Origin of the sequence: Pseudonocardia aurantiaca, from assembly GCF_039526725.1 — a bacterium.
In the GTDB taxonomy this organism is placed as follows: domain Bacteria; phylum Actinomycetota; class Actinomycetes; order Mycobacteriales; family Pseudonocardiaceae; genus Pseudonocardia; species Pseudonocardia aurantiaca.
This window is the reverse complement of record NZ_BAAAJG010000007.1, coordinates 20,949-37,496: the sequence shown is the minus strand read 5'-3', so window position 1 is coordinate 37,496 and position 16,548 is coordinate 20,949. Positions and strand designations below refer to the sequence as shown.

Annotated in this window: 14 protein-coding genes; 4 read left to right on the top strand and 10 right to left on the bottom strand. The window is 72.6% G+C overall.

All coding sequences use genetic code 11. The features are described 5' to 3' along the window. Nucleotides 1–98: 98 nt before the first annotated feature. From ABD143_RS09300 to ABD143_RS09290, 3 genes are read left to right on the top strand one after another with little or no spacing between them, the layout of a single operon-like run. Nucleotides 99–1,112, top strand: a complete 1,014-nt coding sequence (locus ABD143_RS09300) for an AfsA-related hotdog domain-containing protein (RefSeq protein WP_343974301.1) — start codon at nucleotides 99–101, stop codon at nucleotides 1,110–1,112. After that, nucleotides 1,109–1,768, top strand: coding sequence for an HAD family hydrolase (locus ABD143_RS09295; RefSeq protein WP_343974298.1), 660 nt, complete (start codon nucleotides 1,109–1,111; stop codon nucleotides 1,766–1,768). Before ABD143_RS09300 ends, ABD143_RS09295 begins: the two co-directional genes overlap by 4 nt. Beyond that, the gene (locus ABD143_RS09290; protein WP_343974295.1) at nucleotides 1,765–2,469 is read left to right on the top strand and encodes an SDR family oxidoreductase; all 705 of its coding nucleotides are present in this window, start codon (nucleotides 1,765–1,767) and stop codon (nucleotides 2,467–2,469) included. Before ABD143_RS09295 ends, ABD143_RS09290 begins: the two co-directional genes overlap by 4 nt. A gap of 270 nt (nucleotides 2,470–2,739) precedes the next feature. Here ABD143_RS09290 and ABD143_RS09285 read toward each other — a convergent pair whose 3' ends face one another. From ABD143_RS09285 to ABD143_RS09255, 7 genes are all read right to left on the bottom strand, one after another. Further along, entirely contained in the window at nucleotides 2,740–4,215 is a 1,476-nt protein-coding gene (locus ABD143_RS09285) for an ArnT family glycosyltransferase (protein ID WP_343974293.1), read from the bottom strand. 89 nt (nucleotides 4,216–4,304) lie between these two features. Then, nucleotides 4,305–6,563, bottom strand: coding sequence for an MMPL family transporter (locus tag ABD143_RS09280; protein WP_343974289.1), 2,259 nt, complete (start codon nucleotides 6,561–6,563; stop codon nucleotides 4,305–4,307). Between the two features lie 136 nt (nucleotides 6,564–6,699). Continuing rightward, on the bottom strand, nucleotides 6,700–7,692 hold the full coding sequence (locus tag ABD143_RS09275) for a cyclase family protein (RefSeq protein ID WP_343974286.1): 993 nt from the start codon (nucleotides 7,690–7,692) through the stop codon (nucleotides 6,700–6,702). A 28-nt stretch (nucleotides 7,693–7,720) separates the two neighbouring features. Then, nucleotides 7,721–8,761, bottom strand: coding sequence for an NAD-dependent epimerase/dehydratase family protein (locus ABD143_RS09270; protein ID WP_343974283.1), 1,041 nt, complete (start codon nucleotides 8,759–8,761; stop codon nucleotides 7,721–7,723). A 28-nt stretch (nucleotides 8,762–8,789) separates the two neighbouring features. Further along, on the bottom strand, nucleotides 8,790–11,150 hold the full coding sequence (locus ABD143_RS09265; RefSeq protein WP_343974280.1) for an MMPL family transporter: 2,361 nt from the start codon (nucleotides 11,148–11,150) through the stop codon (nucleotides 8,790–8,792). 61 nt (nucleotides 11,151–11,211) lie between these two features. Further along, nucleotides 11,212–12,618, bottom strand: a complete 1,407-nt coding sequence (locus ABD143_RS09260) for a DHA2 family efflux MFS transporter permease subunit (protein ID WP_343974277.1) — start codon at nucleotides 12,616–12,618, stop codon at nucleotides 11,212–11,214. 68 nt (nucleotides 12,619–12,686) lie between these two features. After that, entirely contained in the window at nucleotides 12,687–14,309 is a 1,623-nt protein-coding gene (locus ABD143_RS09255) for an FAD-dependent monooxygenase (RefSeq protein ID WP_343974274.1), read from the bottom strand. A 218-nt stretch (nucleotides 14,310–14,527) separates the two neighbouring features. On the opposite strand from ABD143_RS09255, the gene ABD143_RS09250 reads away from it, so the two are divergent. After that, nucleotides 14,528–15,187 carry a MerR family transcriptional regulator gene (locus tag ABD143_RS09250; RefSeq protein WP_343974271.1) on the top strand — a complete coding sequence of 220 codons (660 nt, stop codon included), beginning with the start codon at nucleotides 14,528–14,530 and terminating at the stop codon, nucleotides 15,185–15,187. Nucleotides 15,188–15,221: 34 nt separating this feature from the next. On the opposite strand, the gene ABD143_RS09245 is transcribed toward ABD143_RS09250, so the two are convergent. The 3 genes from ABD143_RS09245 to ABD143_RS09235 form a co-directional block, all read right to left on the bottom strand. Next, the gene (locus ABD143_RS09245) at nucleotides 15,222–15,668 is read right to left on the bottom strand and encodes a hypothetical protein (protein WP_343974268.1); all 447 of its coding nucleotides are present in this window, start codon (nucleotides 15,666–15,668) and stop codon (nucleotides 15,222–15,224) included. A 35-nt stretch (nucleotides 15,669–15,703) separates the two neighbouring features. After that, nucleotides 15,704–16,081 (bottom strand): hypothetical protein, encoded by a 378-nt coding sequence (locus ABD143_RS09240; RefSeq protein WP_343974265.1) that lies wholly within the window; start codon nucleotides 16,079–16,081, stop codon nucleotides 15,704–15,706. Between the two features lie 66 nt (nucleotides 16,082–16,147). Further along, a complete protein-coding gene (locus ABD143_RS09235) occupies nucleotides 16,148–16,489 on the bottom strand; it encodes an alpha/beta fold hydrolase (RefSeq protein WP_343974262.1) in 342 nt (113 codons plus the stop codon). Nucleotides 16,490–16,548: the final 59 nt, after the last annotated feature.

Here is a 16,548-nt window from a genome sequence, read left to right as displayed (position 1 = left end):
TATGCGCACATCGGATCGACGCGCGTTCCATTCGCATTCCACAGGCCGCTGCGAGCGTCGGGGCCGGATGCGCCAGGCGACCGGGAGGAGCGCAGACGATGCGCGTGCACTGGACGACCGCCGATCCCCTGACGGGGCCGGCTCCTAGGGGCCCGGGTGGCGCCGGTGGGGAGCAGCCGCTGACCTACGACCGCACGGTGGCCCGCCAGATGGTGCACCGCGCCGCCGTCGCCGAGGTGTTCGTGACCGACGCGGTGCGGGTGGCGGAGAAGCAGGTCCGGGTGGCGGTGCAGCTCCCCCCGAGCCACGGGTACTTCGGCGACCACATGAGCGGGCAGGTCGACCCGCTCCTGCTGCTCGAGGCGGCCCGGCAGGCCGGGATCTACGGCGGGCACCTCGTCGGGATCCCGCTCACCAGCACGATGCTCATCAGCGGTTCCACGCTCGTGCTCACGCGCCCGGACATGCTGCGCGCGGCACACCACCCGATCCGGCTCGTCGTCACCGACACGTTCGAGGCGCGCAAGCCCGGCGGGAAGAAGTCGCGGTCGGGGCACGTGATGCAGCGGTTCGAGCTCGACGGTATGACCGTCGGGACACACCGCCTCGACGTGCTCGTGATGACCCACGAGCAGCACGCGGCCGTGCGCTCGATCGTGCGGGAGGAGCCCGCCCCGACGACCGACCAGATGCCCGGCCTCGCCCACCCACTGGCGGTCGCGCCGGTCCTGGTGGGGCGCACGAACCCGGCGAACGTCGTGCTGGCCGACGCCGCGTCAGGACCCGACGGGCACCGCGCGCTCGTCGCCCCACGGTTCGGCAACCGGGCGCTGTTCGACCACGTCTACGACCACCTGCCGGGAGCGGTGCTCACCGAGGCCGCCCGCCAGCTCGCCCTGCTCGCCGCCGGGGTCCCCGACGCCGAGGTGCTCGCGATCACCGCCCGGTTCCCCCGCTTCGCGGAGCTGGACCGGCCGACCGTCGCGACCACTCCGGTGATCGGGCCGGTCGCGACGGAGATCCCCGTCAGCTTCACCCAGGACGGCACCGAGGTCACCAGCGTCACGGTCACGGTGCGACAGCAGCCGCACACGTCAGGAGGAACCCGATGACCGTCCGCGCCGTGTGGACCGATTTCGGCGGGGTGCTCACCCCGCCGATCTCCCACACCATGATGGCTTTCTGCCGCAGGCACCGGCTCGACCCGGCCGCCGTCGCTGTCGCCGCAGCCGCCGTGACCGCCCGGTACGGCACCGACGACGTCATGCTCCCGCTGGACACGCCGCTCGTCAGCGAGCAGCAGTGGCTTCGGGAGATCGCCGACGAGCTGGGCCTGGCCGAGGCCCCCGTCACGATGGCCGACTCGTGGTTCGACGGCCGCGAGACCAACCACGCCTGGCTCGACCGGCTGGTGGCGCTGCGCGCGAGCGGGGTGTTCGTCGGGTTGCTCTCGAACATGGTGCCGGCGTGGGACGAGCACTGGCGCCGCATGGTCGACCCCACGCTCTTCGACGACGTCGTGCTGTCGTTCCAGGTGGCGATGCGCAAGCCGAGCCCGGAGATCTTCGCGCTCGCGCTGGACTGCTCGGGCACTCGCCCTGAGGAGACCGTATTCGTCGACGATCTCGCCGGCAATTGCGAGGGCGCCCGCAATTCGGGCTGGACGGCGATTCATTTCACCGACACCACCACCGCGATCGCGGAGCTCGATGCGCTGCTCGCGACCGACACCCAGCAGCCCCAGACCCAGCAGAAGGAGCTGATATGACCCGCTCTGTTCTCGTCACCGGCGGCAACCGCGGCATCGGTCTCGCTATCGCGAAGGCGTTCGCCGATGCCGGCGACAAGGTGGCCGTGACCTATCGCACCGGAGAACCGCCCGCCGGATTCTTCGGTGTGCGCTGCGACGTCACCGACACGGCCTCGGTGGAGCGGGCGGTCGCCGAGGTGGCCGCGCAGCAGGGCCCTGTTCAGGTGCTCGTCAACAACGCGGGCATCACCAAGGACGGGCTCTTCCTCGGCATGGACGAGGAGGAGTTCGTCTCGGTGGTGGACACGAACTTCCTCGGCGCCATGCGCGTCACGAAGGCCGTGGTGCCCGACATGGTGAAGGCCCGGTGGGGCCGCATCATCTTCATCGGCTCGGCCGTCGGCATGTGGGGCAGCCCCGGCATCACCAACTACGCCTCCTCCAAGTCCGCGCTGGTCGGGCTCGCCCGCTCGCTCGCGTGGGAGCTGGGCAAGCGCAACATCACCGTCAACATCGTGACGCCCGGCGTCATCGAGACGGAGCTGATCGCGCACGTCGGTGACCAGGCCCGGGCGCACGCGATGGGCAACACCGCGATGCGCCGGCCCGGCCGGCTGGAGGAGCTCCCGCCCGCCGTGCAGTTTCTGGCGAGCGAGGGCGCCAGCTACGTCACCGGCGCCATGCTGCCGGTGAGCGGCGGCGCGGCCATGGGTCACTGAGTTGGACGATCACTAGCTCGACGATCACTGGGCTCGACGAGACGGCCCGGCGGGGAGACCCGCCGGGCCCTCTCGCGCGCCCAGGCGGTGGGCCGGCGCCGGCATCAGGCGCTGCCGGATCGGTGGTGAAGCGCTGGATCTCGGGGTCCCGGCTGCAGCGCGCGTACCACTCCGCGTCGGCCAGGGACCAGGCTCGGAGGACGATCTCGTCGTCACGCAGCTCGGGCGTGTCCACCCGCTGATCATCCAGACGAGAATGCGAACGTGCCTTCAGCTCTCCTGGAACGTGTTGAATCGCACCTCGTACTGCAGGAAATCCGGCCACATGTCCGGCAGGGGGGCTCTCGGTTCCGTGCACAGCCATACCGGCGCGCCCTGGTTGACGTTCCGAATGCCCAGCCCGTTGTCCACCGTGCCGACCTGACGTACCGAGCCGAACCAGCGCGCGAGCATCGGCGGGTCGCCGCCCACGAAGAGCACGGTCGTGGTGTCGGCCGGAGGCACGGCGAGGAACCAGTACCCGCGGCTGCCGCTGTAGGCCGGGCGCAGCTCGGGCGGGGCGAACCGCTCGACCGCGCCGGCCTGGCGGTAGGTCTCGGCGACCACCACAGTGGTGGCCTGCTGCTCCGCGGGCAGCGCCCGGTACGCGGTGGTGACGGTGTCGGCCAGCTGCGGCCAGCCGATCTCCTCGGCGGCGAACGGGCTGCCGAGGCCGGGCACGCGGCCGATCCAGGAGACCGGCAGCACCGGCAGCGTCGTCAGCACCACGACCACCGCGGCGATGCCGAACGCCACCCGGCCCGTCGCGCGGCGCCACGCCCTGCCGGCGCCGCGCTCGATAGCGTGCTCGATCTCGGTGGCGCCCGCGGCCCAGCACAGCGCGAACATCCCGACCACGTAGTAGTACCGCCCGCCGGTGACGACGAAGAACGCCGTCGTGGCGAGCACCGCCACCCCGAGGAAGCGGTACGGGCGCAGCCGCGGGGCGCGCAGCAGCCGCCACAGGCCGTAGCACAGCAGCGGCGCCCCCACGGGCAGCCCGGAGACGAACAGGGCGAGCGGCACGAAGCCGAGCGCCCCCGCGTAGGTCGACGCGACCTCGGCGCCGGTGGCCTCGGCCACCTCGAACTGCGGCCAGCCGTTCGCGGCCTGCCAGAGCACCGTCGGTACCGCCGAGGCCCCGGCGATTGCGGCGGCAAGCCACAGCATCGGCCTGCGGAGCAGCTCGCGCGGGCCGAGGACGACGGCGGCGGCCGCCACCGCGATCCACAGCACGGGGATCAGCAGCTTGGCCTGCAGCGCCACCGCCGTGACGACGCCGAGCGCGAGGAGCAGCCGGTCGTCGCGGACCCGGACCCACCGGACGAGGAGCAGGAGCCCGAAGGCCCAGAACAGGAAGTCGACGGTGTTGGTGGAGAGCAGGTGGCCCTGCCCCAGCAGGAATGGCGCGGTGGCGTAGGAACCCGCGGTGACCAGCTGGGCCCGGGGGCCGCCACCCAGTTCCCGCGCGGTCAGCGCGGCCACGACCACGCCCGCCACCGTGATCAAGAGGACGGGTAGCCGGAAGCCGACGAGCGAACCGGCGAACAGCTCGTCCATCGCCCTGGCGATCAGCGGTACGAGCGGGGGCTGGTCGGCGTAGCCCCAGTCGGGGTGGCGGCCGGCGGCCAGGTAGTAGAGCTCGTCGCCCCAGTACCCGTAACGGCCGCTGGTGACGAGCAGTACCAGTCCAACAAGACCTGCCACTGCGAGGACGGGACGCCAGGCCGGCGGCGGAACTTGGGGGGACGCCGCCGGCCTGGCCCCGGCCTCAGCCGTAGAGACCGGGAGCTCGCTCATTCGGCCGATGCCCGGACGGGCTCGCTGTCGTGCCGGTGGTGCCGGGGATTTTGTGCTCCCGGCGCACCCGGCCCCGATCCCAGGGGCGGGACGGGCGGGCCGCCGTGTGACTCCGGAACGCCCCAGCGCCGCCACCAGCGGGCCAGCGGCGCGGGCGCCCACCAGGCGCGGTCGCCGAGCAGCCGCATCGTGGCCGGCACGAGCAGGCCGCGGACGATCGTGGCGTCGACGACGACGGCGATCACGAGGCCGACCCCGATCATCATCATGAAGGTGATGTTGGACAGGATGAACCCGCCGACGACCACCACGAACAGCACCGCGGCGCTGCTGATGATCCGCCCGGACTGCTGGATGCCGACGGCCACCGACTCCACCGGGTCGTGGGTGGCCTCCCAGTTCTCCCGGATCCGGGAGAGCGTGAACACTTGGTAGTCCATCGCCAGCCCGAAGATGATCACGAGGATCAGCATCGGCATGTTGGCGTCCATGAAGCCCTCCGGCACGAAACCGAGGACGTCGGAGAGGAACCCGTACTGGAAGATCAGCGCGATCGTGCCGAACGCCGCCGACAGCGACAGCACGTTGAGCAGCAGCGACTGGATCGGGATCAGCACCGACCCGAACGCCATGAAGAGCACGACGAACGAGATCACCGAGATGTAGAGCACGAGTAGCGGCAGCCGGTCGCCGAGCATGGAGAGCATGTCGGCCAGCGACACCGGGTAGTTGGTGAAGCGCACCGTGGCGCCCTCCGGCGGCGCCGCTGCCCGCAGGCCCCGGACCATCTCGGCGGCCTCGTCGGACTGCGGGTCCATCGCGTAGCCGAGCGTGAGCCGGGCGAGGTCGCCCTCGGTGGCGGTGATCGCGGCGCCGTCGACGCCGGGCACCTGGTCGAGCCGGGCGGCGAACTCCTCCAATGCGGCGGTCGACTGCGGGCTGTCGGCGGCGCCCGGCAACTGCACCACCGCCGTCACGATCTCCGTCGGGTCACGGACGAAGTCGTTGTCGAGCATGTCGTCGACGACACGGGCGTCGACGTCGGCCGGCAGCACCCAGTCGGACGGACGGCCCCACTGCGCGCCGAGCAGCGGGGCGCCCGCCCCGAGCAGCAGGATCGTCAGCCCGACGGTGACGGCGACCGGGCGCCGCATGATCACCTTGGCCGTGCGGTACCAGCCGCCCTCCTGCACCGGGACGGTCTCGGCGTCGCGGCGGCCGAACCGCGGCAGCGGAAGGCGCAGCGAGTTGATGCGGTGCCCGGCGAAGCGCAGCAGCGCGGGCAGGAGCAGCAACACCGCGACCACGGCGAACAGGACGACGCTGACGATGGCGACCGCCATCGAGACCAGGAACCGCGACGGGAAGATCAACAGGCCGATCAGCGTGAGGGCGATGGCGATGCCGGAGAACGTGACCGTGCGGCCGGCGGAGCCCATCGTGCGCTCCACCGCCTCGTCGACCGGGCGGCCCGCCGCGAGCTCCTCGCGGAACCGGTTGACGACGAGCAGGCCGTAGTCGATCGCGAGGCCGAGCCCGAGCAGTGTCACGACGTTGATCGAGAACGTGGAGACCGGGTAGAAGAACCCGACCACCCGCAGCACGGCCAGCGATCCGACCGCGACGACCGTGCCCACGATGAGCGGGATGGAAGCGGCCACCAGGCTGCGGAAGATGATCACCAGCAGGATCAGCAGGATCGGGATCGAAACCATCTCGGCGCGCACGAGGTCCTGCCCGGTGAGCGCGTTGACCTGCTCGTTGACGGGTACGAGCCCGCCGTAGAGCACCTCGTAGCCCTCCACGTCGAGCCGGTCCTCGATCGTCTCCTGGTAGATGACGACGTTGTCCGTCTCCTCCGGCGAGGCGAGCTGAAGCCCGATGTAGGTGGACTGCCGGTCGGCCGAGACGAGGTCTGGAGAGCCGGTGCTCCAGTAGGTGTCCAGGCGCGTGTAGGACGACTCCGGAATGCGCGCCGCGGCCTCGGTGACCGCGGCCTCGAACGCCGGGTCGTCCACCGTGCGGTCGGGGCTCGTGAACATCACGACGACGTCGGTGGCGCTGCGGCCGAGCGGCCCGGCCAGGATCTCGTTGGCCTGCGCCGACTCGCTGTAGGGGTCGTCGAAGCCGGCGCCCCCGCCGAAGCTGCCGAAGGCGCCCGCGCCCCAGAAGCCAGAGAGAGCGACGAAAAGGACGGCGCCGACCACCACCGTCCATCGCCGACGTGCGGCCGTTCTGCCGAGTGCGGCGAACATGACTACTCCCTCGCCTGTGGATAGTGGGACGCTGCGGTATCGGTAATGATGCTATCCATAGCTGCCCGAGCCCGGCAACTGGGTCGGATCGGATGATCTGGACAGATCGCCGGGCCGCCGGGCCGCCGGGCGAAGCTCAGAACAGGGCCATCGCCCGCACCGGGGCGCCGAACCCGCCGCGCAGCTTCGGCACGCCGAGCACCAGGGTCGACCCGGTGTCGGGCACCTGGTCGAGGTTGGCCATCGCCTCCAGCCCGTAGCGGCCGGTCGTGAGCAGCATCCGGTGCACCAGGGGAAAGAGCCTGGCGCTGTGGTCGAGGCTGATGGTGTCGGTGCCGAACCCGACGATCGAGCGCTGCGTGAGCAGGAAGTCGGCCGCCTCCGGGCTCATGCCGGGAAAGCTCATCGTCTCCGCGGCGGTGTCGAGGTTGAGGAAGGCGTTCGGGGTGTCGATGCGGCGGTACCACCCGGCATCGGCGGCGACGAACGCCCCGCGGGGGAGCCGCCCGTTGCGCCGCTCCCACGCCTCGATGTCGGCGACGGTCAGCTCGGTGGCGTTGTCGCGGTCGGCCCGGTCGGCGTAGCGCACGACGGCGAGCGGGGCGATGAAGTCCTCGAGCGGCAGCTCGTCCACCGTGAGGGCGCCGTGCTGGGCGTGCGCGGGCACGTCGATATGGGTGCCGGTGTGCTCGTTGAACCGCCACTCGTTGGTGTTGAAGCCGTGCTCGTCCAGGTTGCGCCACTGCTGCACGTCCGGCGGCCGGACGAACAGCTCGAACACCGGGAAGTCGGGGCTGAGCGGGTGGGTCAGGTCGACGACCCGGTCGAAGCCGATCGTCCGCCGGGCCGCCGCCGCGGTCATGGTCTGGGCCGCCGCGGTGCCGGGCACCGCAGCCGCCGCCGCGAGGCCGAACGCCCCGCCGAGCGCGGCCCGCAGCATCCGGCGCCGTCCGATCCCGCCCAGGCGGGACGCCTCGGGGACGTCGGCGTCGTCGCGGCGGGCCCCGGCGGCCACCGGGGCGCCGTCCGTGCGGTGATCGGTGCGGTGATCGCTGCCGTGGTCGCACCCGCATCCCGGGCCGGTGTCGACACCGTCGAGCGCGGCCAGAATCGTGTTCGGTGAGCACATGCCGTCCCCCCTCTGCGGCGCCCGGCCCTCAGGCCGGCACCATCCCGTGTTCGCGGTACCAGGCGGCGGTGACGCGCATGGTGTCGTCGAGATCACGGAAGGTGATCCCGAGCTCCGCCGTCGCCCTCGTGGAGTCGATGTGCCTGCGCTGCCCCTCCACGAGCGTCATCACTCCCTGGCGGGTGGCGGCCGGCGGCAGGCCGTGCCGCCGCGCCCGCCGTTCCATGAGACCGATGACCGCCAGGGCCAGGCGCGGGGGCACCGGCCGCGGCGGCTCGGCCCCGACCGCCCGCGCGGCCGCGGCGGCGACCTCCGGCAGCGGGCGCTTCACACCCGCGACGATGTAGCGGCCGCTACCGGCGACCGCGGCCCGCACACAGGCCTCGGCGACGTCGCGCGCGTCGACCACGTGGTTGGCCGCCGCCGGCACCCGGGGCAGCCTGCCCTCGGCGATCGAGAGGAACAGCCGCCCGGCCGACGTCGGCCCGGCGTCGCCCGGGCCCCACATCCAACCCGGCAGCACGGTGGAGACACGCAGCCCAGGTCCAGCCGCGCAGAACTCGCCGACGACGTGCTCGGAGTCGATCTTGCTGAGGTAGTAGCGGTTCTCGGTCACCGAGCGGTCGAGCGGCGTCGCCTCGGTCGACGGGCGCTGGGCGGTGGACGGGCCGAGCACCCCCACCGAACTGACATGCACCGCGGCCGACAGCCCCGCCGCCTCCGCCGCCCGCAGCAGCGCGCCGACCGCGTGGACGTTGGTGCGGTGCAGCAGCGACGGGTCGGCGCCGGGCTCGTAGTACTCGCGGAAGTACGCGGCGGTGTGCACCAGCGCGTCGGCGCCGGTGAACACACCTGCGGCGACCAGCGCCGGGACGTCGGTGACGTCGCCGCGCACGAGGTGCAGCTCCGGCGAGCGAGGCAGGAGCGCGGCGGCCCGTGCGGGGTCTCGGACGACCGCGACGACCTCGCCCCCGCCGCCGAGCAGCGCCCGCACCACGTTGCTGCCGAGCAGCCCGCCTGCACCGGTCACCACCGTCCTGCGCGGCACTGCGCCTCCGGGTGCGGTCATCGGTTCCTCCTCGGTCGGTCCCGGGCCGTCACCGGGCGGCGACGGGTTCGCGTGGGGCTGTAGCGGGGTCCTCGCCAGGGCGGTCGCCGGGCGGCGGGCCCTCCTCGTGCAGGCCGAAGCGCTGGTGGAACCGGCGCAGCGGACCTGGCGCCCACCACGTGGCCGGGCCCGTCCAGGCGAGCACCGCAGGCACGAGCAGGCAGCGCACGAGCGTGGCGTCGACGAGCACGGCGAGCCCGACGCCGATGCCCAGCAGCTGGATGTTGGTGACCCTCGCCGCGCCCATCGCGAACAGGACGATCGAGAGGATCACGGCGGCGGCGGTGATCAGGCCACCGGTGCGGGCCATGCCGACGGCGATCGCCTCGCGGTGCTCCCGGCCGCTGTCGCGTTCTTCCTTCACGCGAGAGAGCACGAACACGCCGTAGTCCATCGAGAGGCCGAACGCGAGGCAGAACATCAGCACGGGCAGCGAGAGCTCGAGGAAACCGAGCGGGGTGAAGCCGAGCAGCCCGCTGAGCGCGCCGTCCTGGAAGATCCACACCGCCGCACCGAACATCACGGTGAGGCTCAGCGCGTTGAGCACCACGGTCTGGACCGGGAGCACGACGCTGCCGGTGAGCAGGAAGACCAGCAGCAGCGTGACGACCAGGATGATCCCCACGGCGAGCGGGAGGCGATCGCCGATCGCTGCCTGCGAGTCGACCTGCTCCGCCGCTCCCCCGCCCACCGTCACCGCGAACGGCGCCTCGACCGCGCGGACGTCGCGCACGATCTGCTGGGCCCGCGCCGAGGCCTGGTCGATGCCGGTCTCCGGCATGACCTGCAGGTAGGTGACGTCCCCCGAGACGCGCTCGTCGTCGCCCTCGATCGGGCCGGCGACCTGCCACCCGTACTGGAATGGCCCGACGGGGGTGAGCACGCCGTACACGCCGTCGACCTCGGAGAGCCGCTTGGCGTACGCGGCCATGGCGGCGATGGCCGGGTCGTCGGAGCTCGCGGCGTCGCCGACGGCTTCGCCGAGCACGTTGACACCCCCGGCGGCTTCGGCCGCGGCCGGGTCGTGCCGGTAGCCCTCGGCCACCACGTCGACGACCCAGTCGGGCACGTCGCCGAACTCGGCCTGCAGCGCCTCGGTGGCCACCCGGGCGGGCGCGCCGGGCCGGAGCTGGCGCTCGTCGGGGGCGCCGAACTGCACGCCGAGGAACGGCACGGCGAAGAGCACGAGCACCGCGACGGACGCCGCCGTCACCAGCCGCGGCCGGCGCATGACCGCCCAGGCGAACCGGTACCAGCGTGACTCCTGCACCGGCTTCTCGGCGAGCGCGGCCGTGCCCCGCCTGCGGCGCACGAGCTTGCGCAGGTCCAGCGCGTCGACGCGGCGCCCGAGCAGCACCAGCGCCGCGGGCACCACGATCAGCACCGATACCGCGGCGAACACCACGACGGCGATGCCGGCGTAGGCGAAGGACTGCAGGAAGTAGAGCGGGAAGAACAGCATCACCGCGAGCGCGACGGCCACGGTGATCGCGGAGAACGCCACCGTGCGCCCGGCCGTCGTGATCGTGGTGGACGCGGCGGCACGCGGGGTGGCGCCCGCGTGCAACTCCTCGCGGAAGCGGCGCACGACGATGATCGCGTAGTCGATCGCGAGCCCGAGTCCGAGCGCCGTGGTGAGGTTCTGGGAGAAGATCGAGACCTGGGTGATCTGGGAGAGCAGGGCCAGCACCGTGGACGTGCCGACGATCGCGATCATGCCGACGGCCAGCGGCAGAAGCGCGGCCACCGCGCTGCCGAACGCCAGCACGAGCACCAGCAGCACAACCGGGAGCACCACCATCTCGGCGCCCACCAGGTCCTGCGAGATCGTCGTCTGCATCTCCAGCCGCACGGCGATCGGCCCGGTGCCCTCGACGGTGACTGCGTCGCCGCCCGCAGCGATCGCGGCCGGGACGGCCCGCAGGTAGACGGCGTCGGCCGCGGTCTCCTCGCCGGGGACCCGGGCGAGCACGAGCCCGGCCGGCTGGTCGAGGTCGGCGTCGCCGCGCAGTTCGGGGGCCTCCGCGTCCCAGTACGACTCGACCCCGACCACGCCCGGCTCCGAAGCGAGGTGCTCGGCAATGGCCCGGCCCGCAGCGGCGACCGCCGGGTCGTCGATGCCGGCGCCGCCCTGGGGGCGTACCACGAGCACGACGTTGGGCCGGCTCTCGGGGAATGTCTGGTCGAGCACGGCCGCGGCGCGCGCCGACTCGGAGCCGGGGTCGGTGGTGCCGCCGTTGAGCAGGCGCGCACCGCCGCCGCCGAGCACGATTAGCCCCGCCGCGGCGACGAGCGTGACGACCAGTACCAGCCTCGGACGCCCGAGCAACCGGGTGAGCAGCGAGAACATCGGTGCCGAGCCCCTTCCTCCGGATGCGATCCGCGTTCGTGCCGACACTGGCAGCAGCCCGTCAAACCGACATCGAGGAACCGACGACCGGACCCGCCCGCCGGCCGGGACCCACCGGCGGCGGCACGAAGAGGTCGGCCACGAGCGCGACGGCGACCGCAGCCGCCCCGACCCAGAGCGCCGCCCACAGCCCCGCGACGAACTCCGCGGCGCCGGAGTAGCCGCGGTTCGCGGCGAACACCGACGCGAGCACCGCCACCCCCAGCACCACGCCCGTCTGCCGGAGCGCGTTGTTGATGCCGGACGCGATGCCGTGCTCAGCTGGGGCCACCCAGTCGAGCGCCTGCCGGGCGGTCAGTGCGAAGAACAGGCCCATCCCGGTGCCTGCCATGAGCATGGGCGGCACGAGCACCGCGTACGGCACGCCAGGGGCGACGACTACGGCGAACCACCCGAGCGCGGCGGCCTGCAGCGCCGCGCTCAGCGCCATCGCCGCCCGCATCCCCGCCCGGTCGGCCAGCAACGCGGCCAGTGGAGCGACGACGACGGGCGCGAGTGTCCACGGCAGCGTCCGCAGGCCGGCGTCGAGCGGCGCGTAGTTCAAGACGTCCTGCATGAACTGGGTGAGGAGGAAGACCGCCCCGAACATCCCGCCCTGCGCGAACAGCGCGACCACTCCGGCGAGCGCGAACCCGCGGTGGGTGAACAGGTGCGGCGGGACGAGGGGCGCAGTGGCCCGGTACTGCCAGCGCACGAAGCCGCCGAGAAGGAGGAGCCCCGCCGCGAGCGGGCCGACGACCTCGGCGTTCGCCCAGCCCAGCGCTCCCGTGCGCACGAGGCCGTAGGAGATGCCGAGCAGCCCGAGCGTCACGAGCACGACACCCCACCCGTCGAGCCGTGCGGTGGTCGGCGGCCCGGCCGCGAGCACGCGCGCCGCGACGGGCAGTAGGACGAGCCCGATCGGGACGTTGAGCCAGAAGATCCACTCCCAGCTCCCGGCCTGCACCACGGCGCCCCCGACGAACGGCCCGAGCGCGATGCCCAGCCCGGACACGGCACTCAGCCCCGCGATCGCCATGCCACGGCGGGCCTCCGACACCGCCCCCACCAGCAGCGTGAGTGCGAGCGGGAGCAGCACCGCCGCCCCGAGGCCCTGCATCGCTCGGGCCGCGATCAGTACCTCCGTGGACGGAGCGAGCGCGGCCCCGGCGGACGCGGCCGTGAACAGGGCGATGCCCGCGAGGAAGGTCGGCTTGCGGCCGACCCGGTCGCCGACCGCGGCCGCGGTGAGCAGGAAGACCGCGAACGCCAGCGTGTAGGCGTTGACCGTCCACTCGAGCCCTTCGAGGCTCGCACCGAGGTTCGCGCGGATCTTGGGCAATGCCGTGGCCACCACGAGGTTGTCGAGGGCCGACATGAACGCGGCCCCGCCCGTGACGGCGAAGCTGGCCCACGCTCTCCTGCTCACGGACCTCCCTCGATCATTCGATAGCGTCGGTAGCCACTATCGATAGTGGAGGTGCCAAGATCGGCGTGTCAAGCGAGCGGGGCCGCCACCGGGGCCGCAGCCGGCCGCAGCGGGGCGAGCAGCTCCGCGACGTCCAGCACCGGGCTCGCCGCGGCGACGTAGCCGTCGGGGCGCACCAGCACCGCCCGGCACCCGGCGAGCGGGCCGTGCGGCTCGTGCCCGTCCGGCACGACCACCGCCGACTTCGCCTCCGGACCGTTCGCGAGCTCGGCGGCGGCATCCGCCGGGATGAGCAGCCGCACCTCCAGCCGGTCCGCGAGCGGGGCTGCCGCCGCCAGCGCGGCGCGCGCCGCGGCCACGTCGGCGCCAGGCCAGAGCAGGAGCACGTGCGCGGGTCCGGTGAGCAGGCTTCGCAGCGGCACCGCCGCCGTCTCGCCGAGCGGCTGCACGTCGACATCGCGCACTCCGACGCCCAGCGCCCGGCGTCCGCCGTTCGGGCCGACGGCCGGGCTGGCGGTGTGGTCGAGGTCGTCCTGCGCCATCGCGGGCATGACGTTCCTCTCCAGGAACCCGGTGCGGCCCATCCGGGCGAGCACCCGGTCGCGCACCTTGCGGCCGATCCGCGACCGCACGCCCCAGAGCCGCGTCTGCTGGTCGGACGAGCGCATCACCTGGGTGGCGACGGGGCCGCGTTCGGCCTCGTAACCCGCGAGCACCCGCTCGTGGTCGGCCACGCCGCGCGTGATCAGCGCGAGCCGCCAGCCGAGGTTCGCACCGTCCTGGATGCCGGTGTTCATACCCTGCCCGCCCGCCGGGCTGTGGATGTGCGCGGCGTCGCCGGCGAGCAGCACGCGACCCGCCCGGTAGCGCTCGGCGCGGCGCAGGTGCACCTGGAAACGGGTGCTCCATACCAGGTCGCGGACCTCGAGCGGGTAGGGGGCGCGCTGGTCGGCGAGCGCCTGCAGCTGGGCCGTGGTCAGCGGGGCCTCCGGATCGACGTCAGCCGCACCGGGCATCCGCGTGGCGTCCGCGAACACACGCAGTCCGCCCTCCGGCAGCGGGACGACGACCAGCACCCCGTCGCGGTGGAGCGTGTAGTGCACCTCGTCGCGCGGAACGTCGCCCACGATGTCGCCGTCACCGAGGATGTAGCTGCGCGGGTAGGTCTTGCCGGTGAACCGGATCTCGGCCAGCTCACGCACCTTGCTGTTCGCGCCGTCGCAGCCCGCCACCCAGGCGGTCGTCACCAGCTCCTGCCCGGCCGGGCCGTCGAGCACGGCCTCGACGGCGTCGCCGGTGTCGCGCATCGCGATCAGCTCGGTGCCCCACTCGACGTCGACGCCGAGGTCGGCCAGCCGAGCCCGCTGGATCCGTTCCAGCGTGGGCTGGGGCTCACAGACCGGGACCGGGCCGCCGTCGCCGAACCGCACCGTGGCGAGCAGCTTGCCATCCGAGAAGTACTTCGAAGCCGCCATCGTCAGCCCCGACGCCACGACCTGGTCGGCGATCCCGTGCCTGCGCAGCACGTCGAGCGCCCCCGGCCAGACGGTCAGCGCCCGCGCCTGGTGTGCCGGCCGGTCGGCCGCCCGGTCCACAACTCGGCACGCGACGCCTGCCCGGCGCAGCTCGGTGGCGAGGGCGAGGCCGGTCGGCCCGGCTCCGACGACGAGTACCGGGAGGGCGACGGTCATCGGCTTGCTCCTGTTCGCGGGGTTCCGGGCGACGGGTCCACGGTGCCAGCGGCCCGTCAAACGGAGCGCGAAAACCGGACGAAGCGGATAGCTCAGCTACGGATAGCAGCACGTACCGGGCTCGTTGCGCTTCCCGGTGTTACGCTCGCGTCGGAAGCCGGTACCACGGCTATCCATGTAGGACTGCACAGGCGCGATCCCGGGAGGTCACCGTGCGCATGGCGGAGCTGAGCGGGCGCACCGGCGTGCCGATTCCCACGATCAAGTTCTATTTGCGCGAAGGGCTGTTGCCGCCGGGCGAGCGCACCAGCCCCAACCAGGCGCAGTACGGCGAGGAGCACGCGCGGCGTCTCAAGCTGATCCGCGCGCTCGTCGACGTCGGCGGGCTCTCGATCGTCGCGTCCCGGGCCGTGCTCGGGCACCTCGACTCCGTCGGCGTCGACACCCTCGAACAGCTCGGCAAGGTCCAGTACTCCCTCACACAGCGCCGCGAGCGCGAGCAGGAGGACGACGACGCGTGGCGCGCGGCCGAGGACCAGGTGGAGGGGCTGGTCGAGCGCCACGGCTGGACGATCCGCGGCGACAACCCGGCCCGCGCGAGCCTCATCGAGGTGATCGCCACCCTGCACCGGCTCGGCCAGCACGACGTGCTCGACCTTCTCGACCGCTACGCCGACGCCGCCGAGGGTCTCGCGGCGGCCGAGGTCGCGGCGATGTGGGCGCGCCCCTCGATCGAGGACCGCGCCGAGGGGGTGGTGACGTTCGCGGTGCTCGCCGACGCCCTCATCGCCGCCCTGCGCCGGCTCGCCCAGGAGAACCAGGTCGTGCGCACAGCAGCCGTTGGGCACACCGGCGGCGGCCCGGCGGCCACGGCCTGACCACCGGGGACACCCCGAGTAGGCGCACCCGGGATCATCGACCGCCTGCCGTCGCCTTCCTCGTGCCGCCGAGCGTGGCGAGCAACAGCAGCAACGCCGACTGGCCGAGTACGCCGGGCGCGAGGGTCGGTGCGGGTCCGACCGTCTTGGTGATGGCGTACCACCCCCGCTCCACCAGGGGCAGCGTGTCCCAGGTGTCGGCGAAGTTCTGGTCGAGCGCGCCGGAGTTGAAGTTGACCAGGATGTGGTCGACAACCCCGTAGATCGACGCGCCGAGCACGAGCAACGCGAGCACCCGGGCCACGGTCACGCCTCGCCCGCCGGGGATGGCCACCAACACGGTCGCCACCGCGAGAACGGCCAGGGCCAGCCAAGGGATCAGCTGTTCCAGGCCGTTCCAGTGTCTCTCGATGGCCAGCTCGAAGGCGGCGGCGAGGATGCCGACAACAGTGAGCGCGACGAGACCACGGCGCACGAGCACGGCAGTGTCCCTACCGCGCGGCTTCAGAACCTCTGTCACGGAGCGAGCGCGGAGACGATCTTGTCGGTCGTCTCCTGGCCGGGGTTGTACTTGGCGAGTTTGTCCCGCAGTCCACTGAGGTTGGGATCGTCGGCGGGGTAGGGGCGGTACTCGACCACCTCGTGGGCCCACTTCTGGGCGTTGCTCACCCCAGCGCTCTCCAGCGCTGCCGCGATCTCCTCCTCCGACGCCGTGTTCGCCGACACGGTGGTGGCGCTGCCCGACGAGCCGGTGCCGTTCGACGAGCCGGTGCTGCTCGTCGGAGCCGCTGCGGGAGCGCTGCCGTTCGTCGTCGTCGAACCGCCGCACGCTGCCAGTGCGAGGGCGAGTACCGCTGCGGTGCAGGTCCAGGCCAGCCGATGGATGGTCTTCATGCACGGATCGTAGCCATGTTGATCATGCTCACGCTCGGGGCCCCCCGGGCGGTCCCGCCCGAACAATCACGATTGGTGCGGTGGCGGCGCCAACTCGTGGACGAATTGCGCGAACGCGCGAGCCATGCCCGCCAGCGCCGGTTGCTCGACCGGCATGTGCCCGGCGTCGCGCAACATCACCAGCCGCTTCGGTGCGGCGATCCGCTCGAAGAACGGGAGGCTGAGCCCCAGCGGGGTCCACCTGTCCGCGACGGGATGAAGCATCAGTACCGGGCAGGCGGTGAACTCCTCCGGTTCCACCGCGGGCGCCGACGACAGGTAGGTGCGCAGGAACCGGATCGCGACGCTGTTGCCGCCGCCGCACGGGTCCGAGCGGACCACCCGGTTCAGCGCGGGGTCGTTGCTCATCGCCCCCATGTTGGCGACCCAGCGCATCGGGACCCGCTGGCCGCTCGTACGCCTGCCAG

Bases quoted from the DNA above. Each gene is read 5' to 3' on its own strand.
- ABD143_RS09300 (WP_343974301.1), top strand. From the start codon at position 99: ATGCGCGTGCACTGGACGACCGCCGATCCCCTGACGGGGCCGGCTCCT.
- ABD143_RS09295 (WP_343974298.1), top strand. From the start codon at position 1,109: ATGACCGTCCGCGCCGTGTGGACCGATTTCGGCGGGGTGCTCACCCCG.
- ABD143_RS09290 (WP_343974295.1), top strand. From the start codon at position 1,765: ATGACCCGCTCTGTTCTCGTCACCGGCGGCAACCGCGGCATCGGTCTC.
- ABD143_RS09280 (WP_343974289.1), bottom strand. From the start codon at position 6,563: ATGTTCGCCGCACTCGGCAGAACGGCCGCACGTCGGCGATGGACGGTG.
- ABD143_RS09275 (WP_343974286.1), bottom strand. From the start codon at position 7,692: ATGTGCTCACCGAACACGATTCTGGCCGCGCTCGACGGTGTCGACACC.
- ABD143_RS09270 (WP_343974283.1), bottom strand. From the start codon at position 8,761: ATGACCGCACCCGGAGGCGCAGTGCCGCGCAGGACGGTGGTGACCGGT.
- ABD143_RS09265 (WP_343974280.1), bottom strand. From the start codon at position 11,150: ATGTTCTCGCTGCTCACCCGGTTGCTCGGGCGTCCGAGGCTGGTACTG.
- ABD143_RS09255 (WP_343974274.1), bottom strand. From the start codon at position 14,309: ATGACCGTCGCCCTCCCGGTACTCGTCGTCGGAGCCGGGCCGACCGGC.
- ABD143_RS09250 (WP_343974271.1), top strand. From the start codon at position 14,528: ATGGCGGAGCTGAGCGGGCGCACCGGCGTGCCGATTCCCACGATCAAG.
- ABD143_RS09240 (WP_343974265.1), bottom strand. From the start codon at position 16,081: ATGAAGACCATCCATCGGCTGGCCTGGACCTGCACCGCAGCGGTACTC.
- ABD143_RS09235 (WP_343974262.1), bottom strand. From the start codon at position 16,489: ATGAGCAACGACCCCGCGCTGAACCGGGTGGTCCGCTCGGACCCGTGC.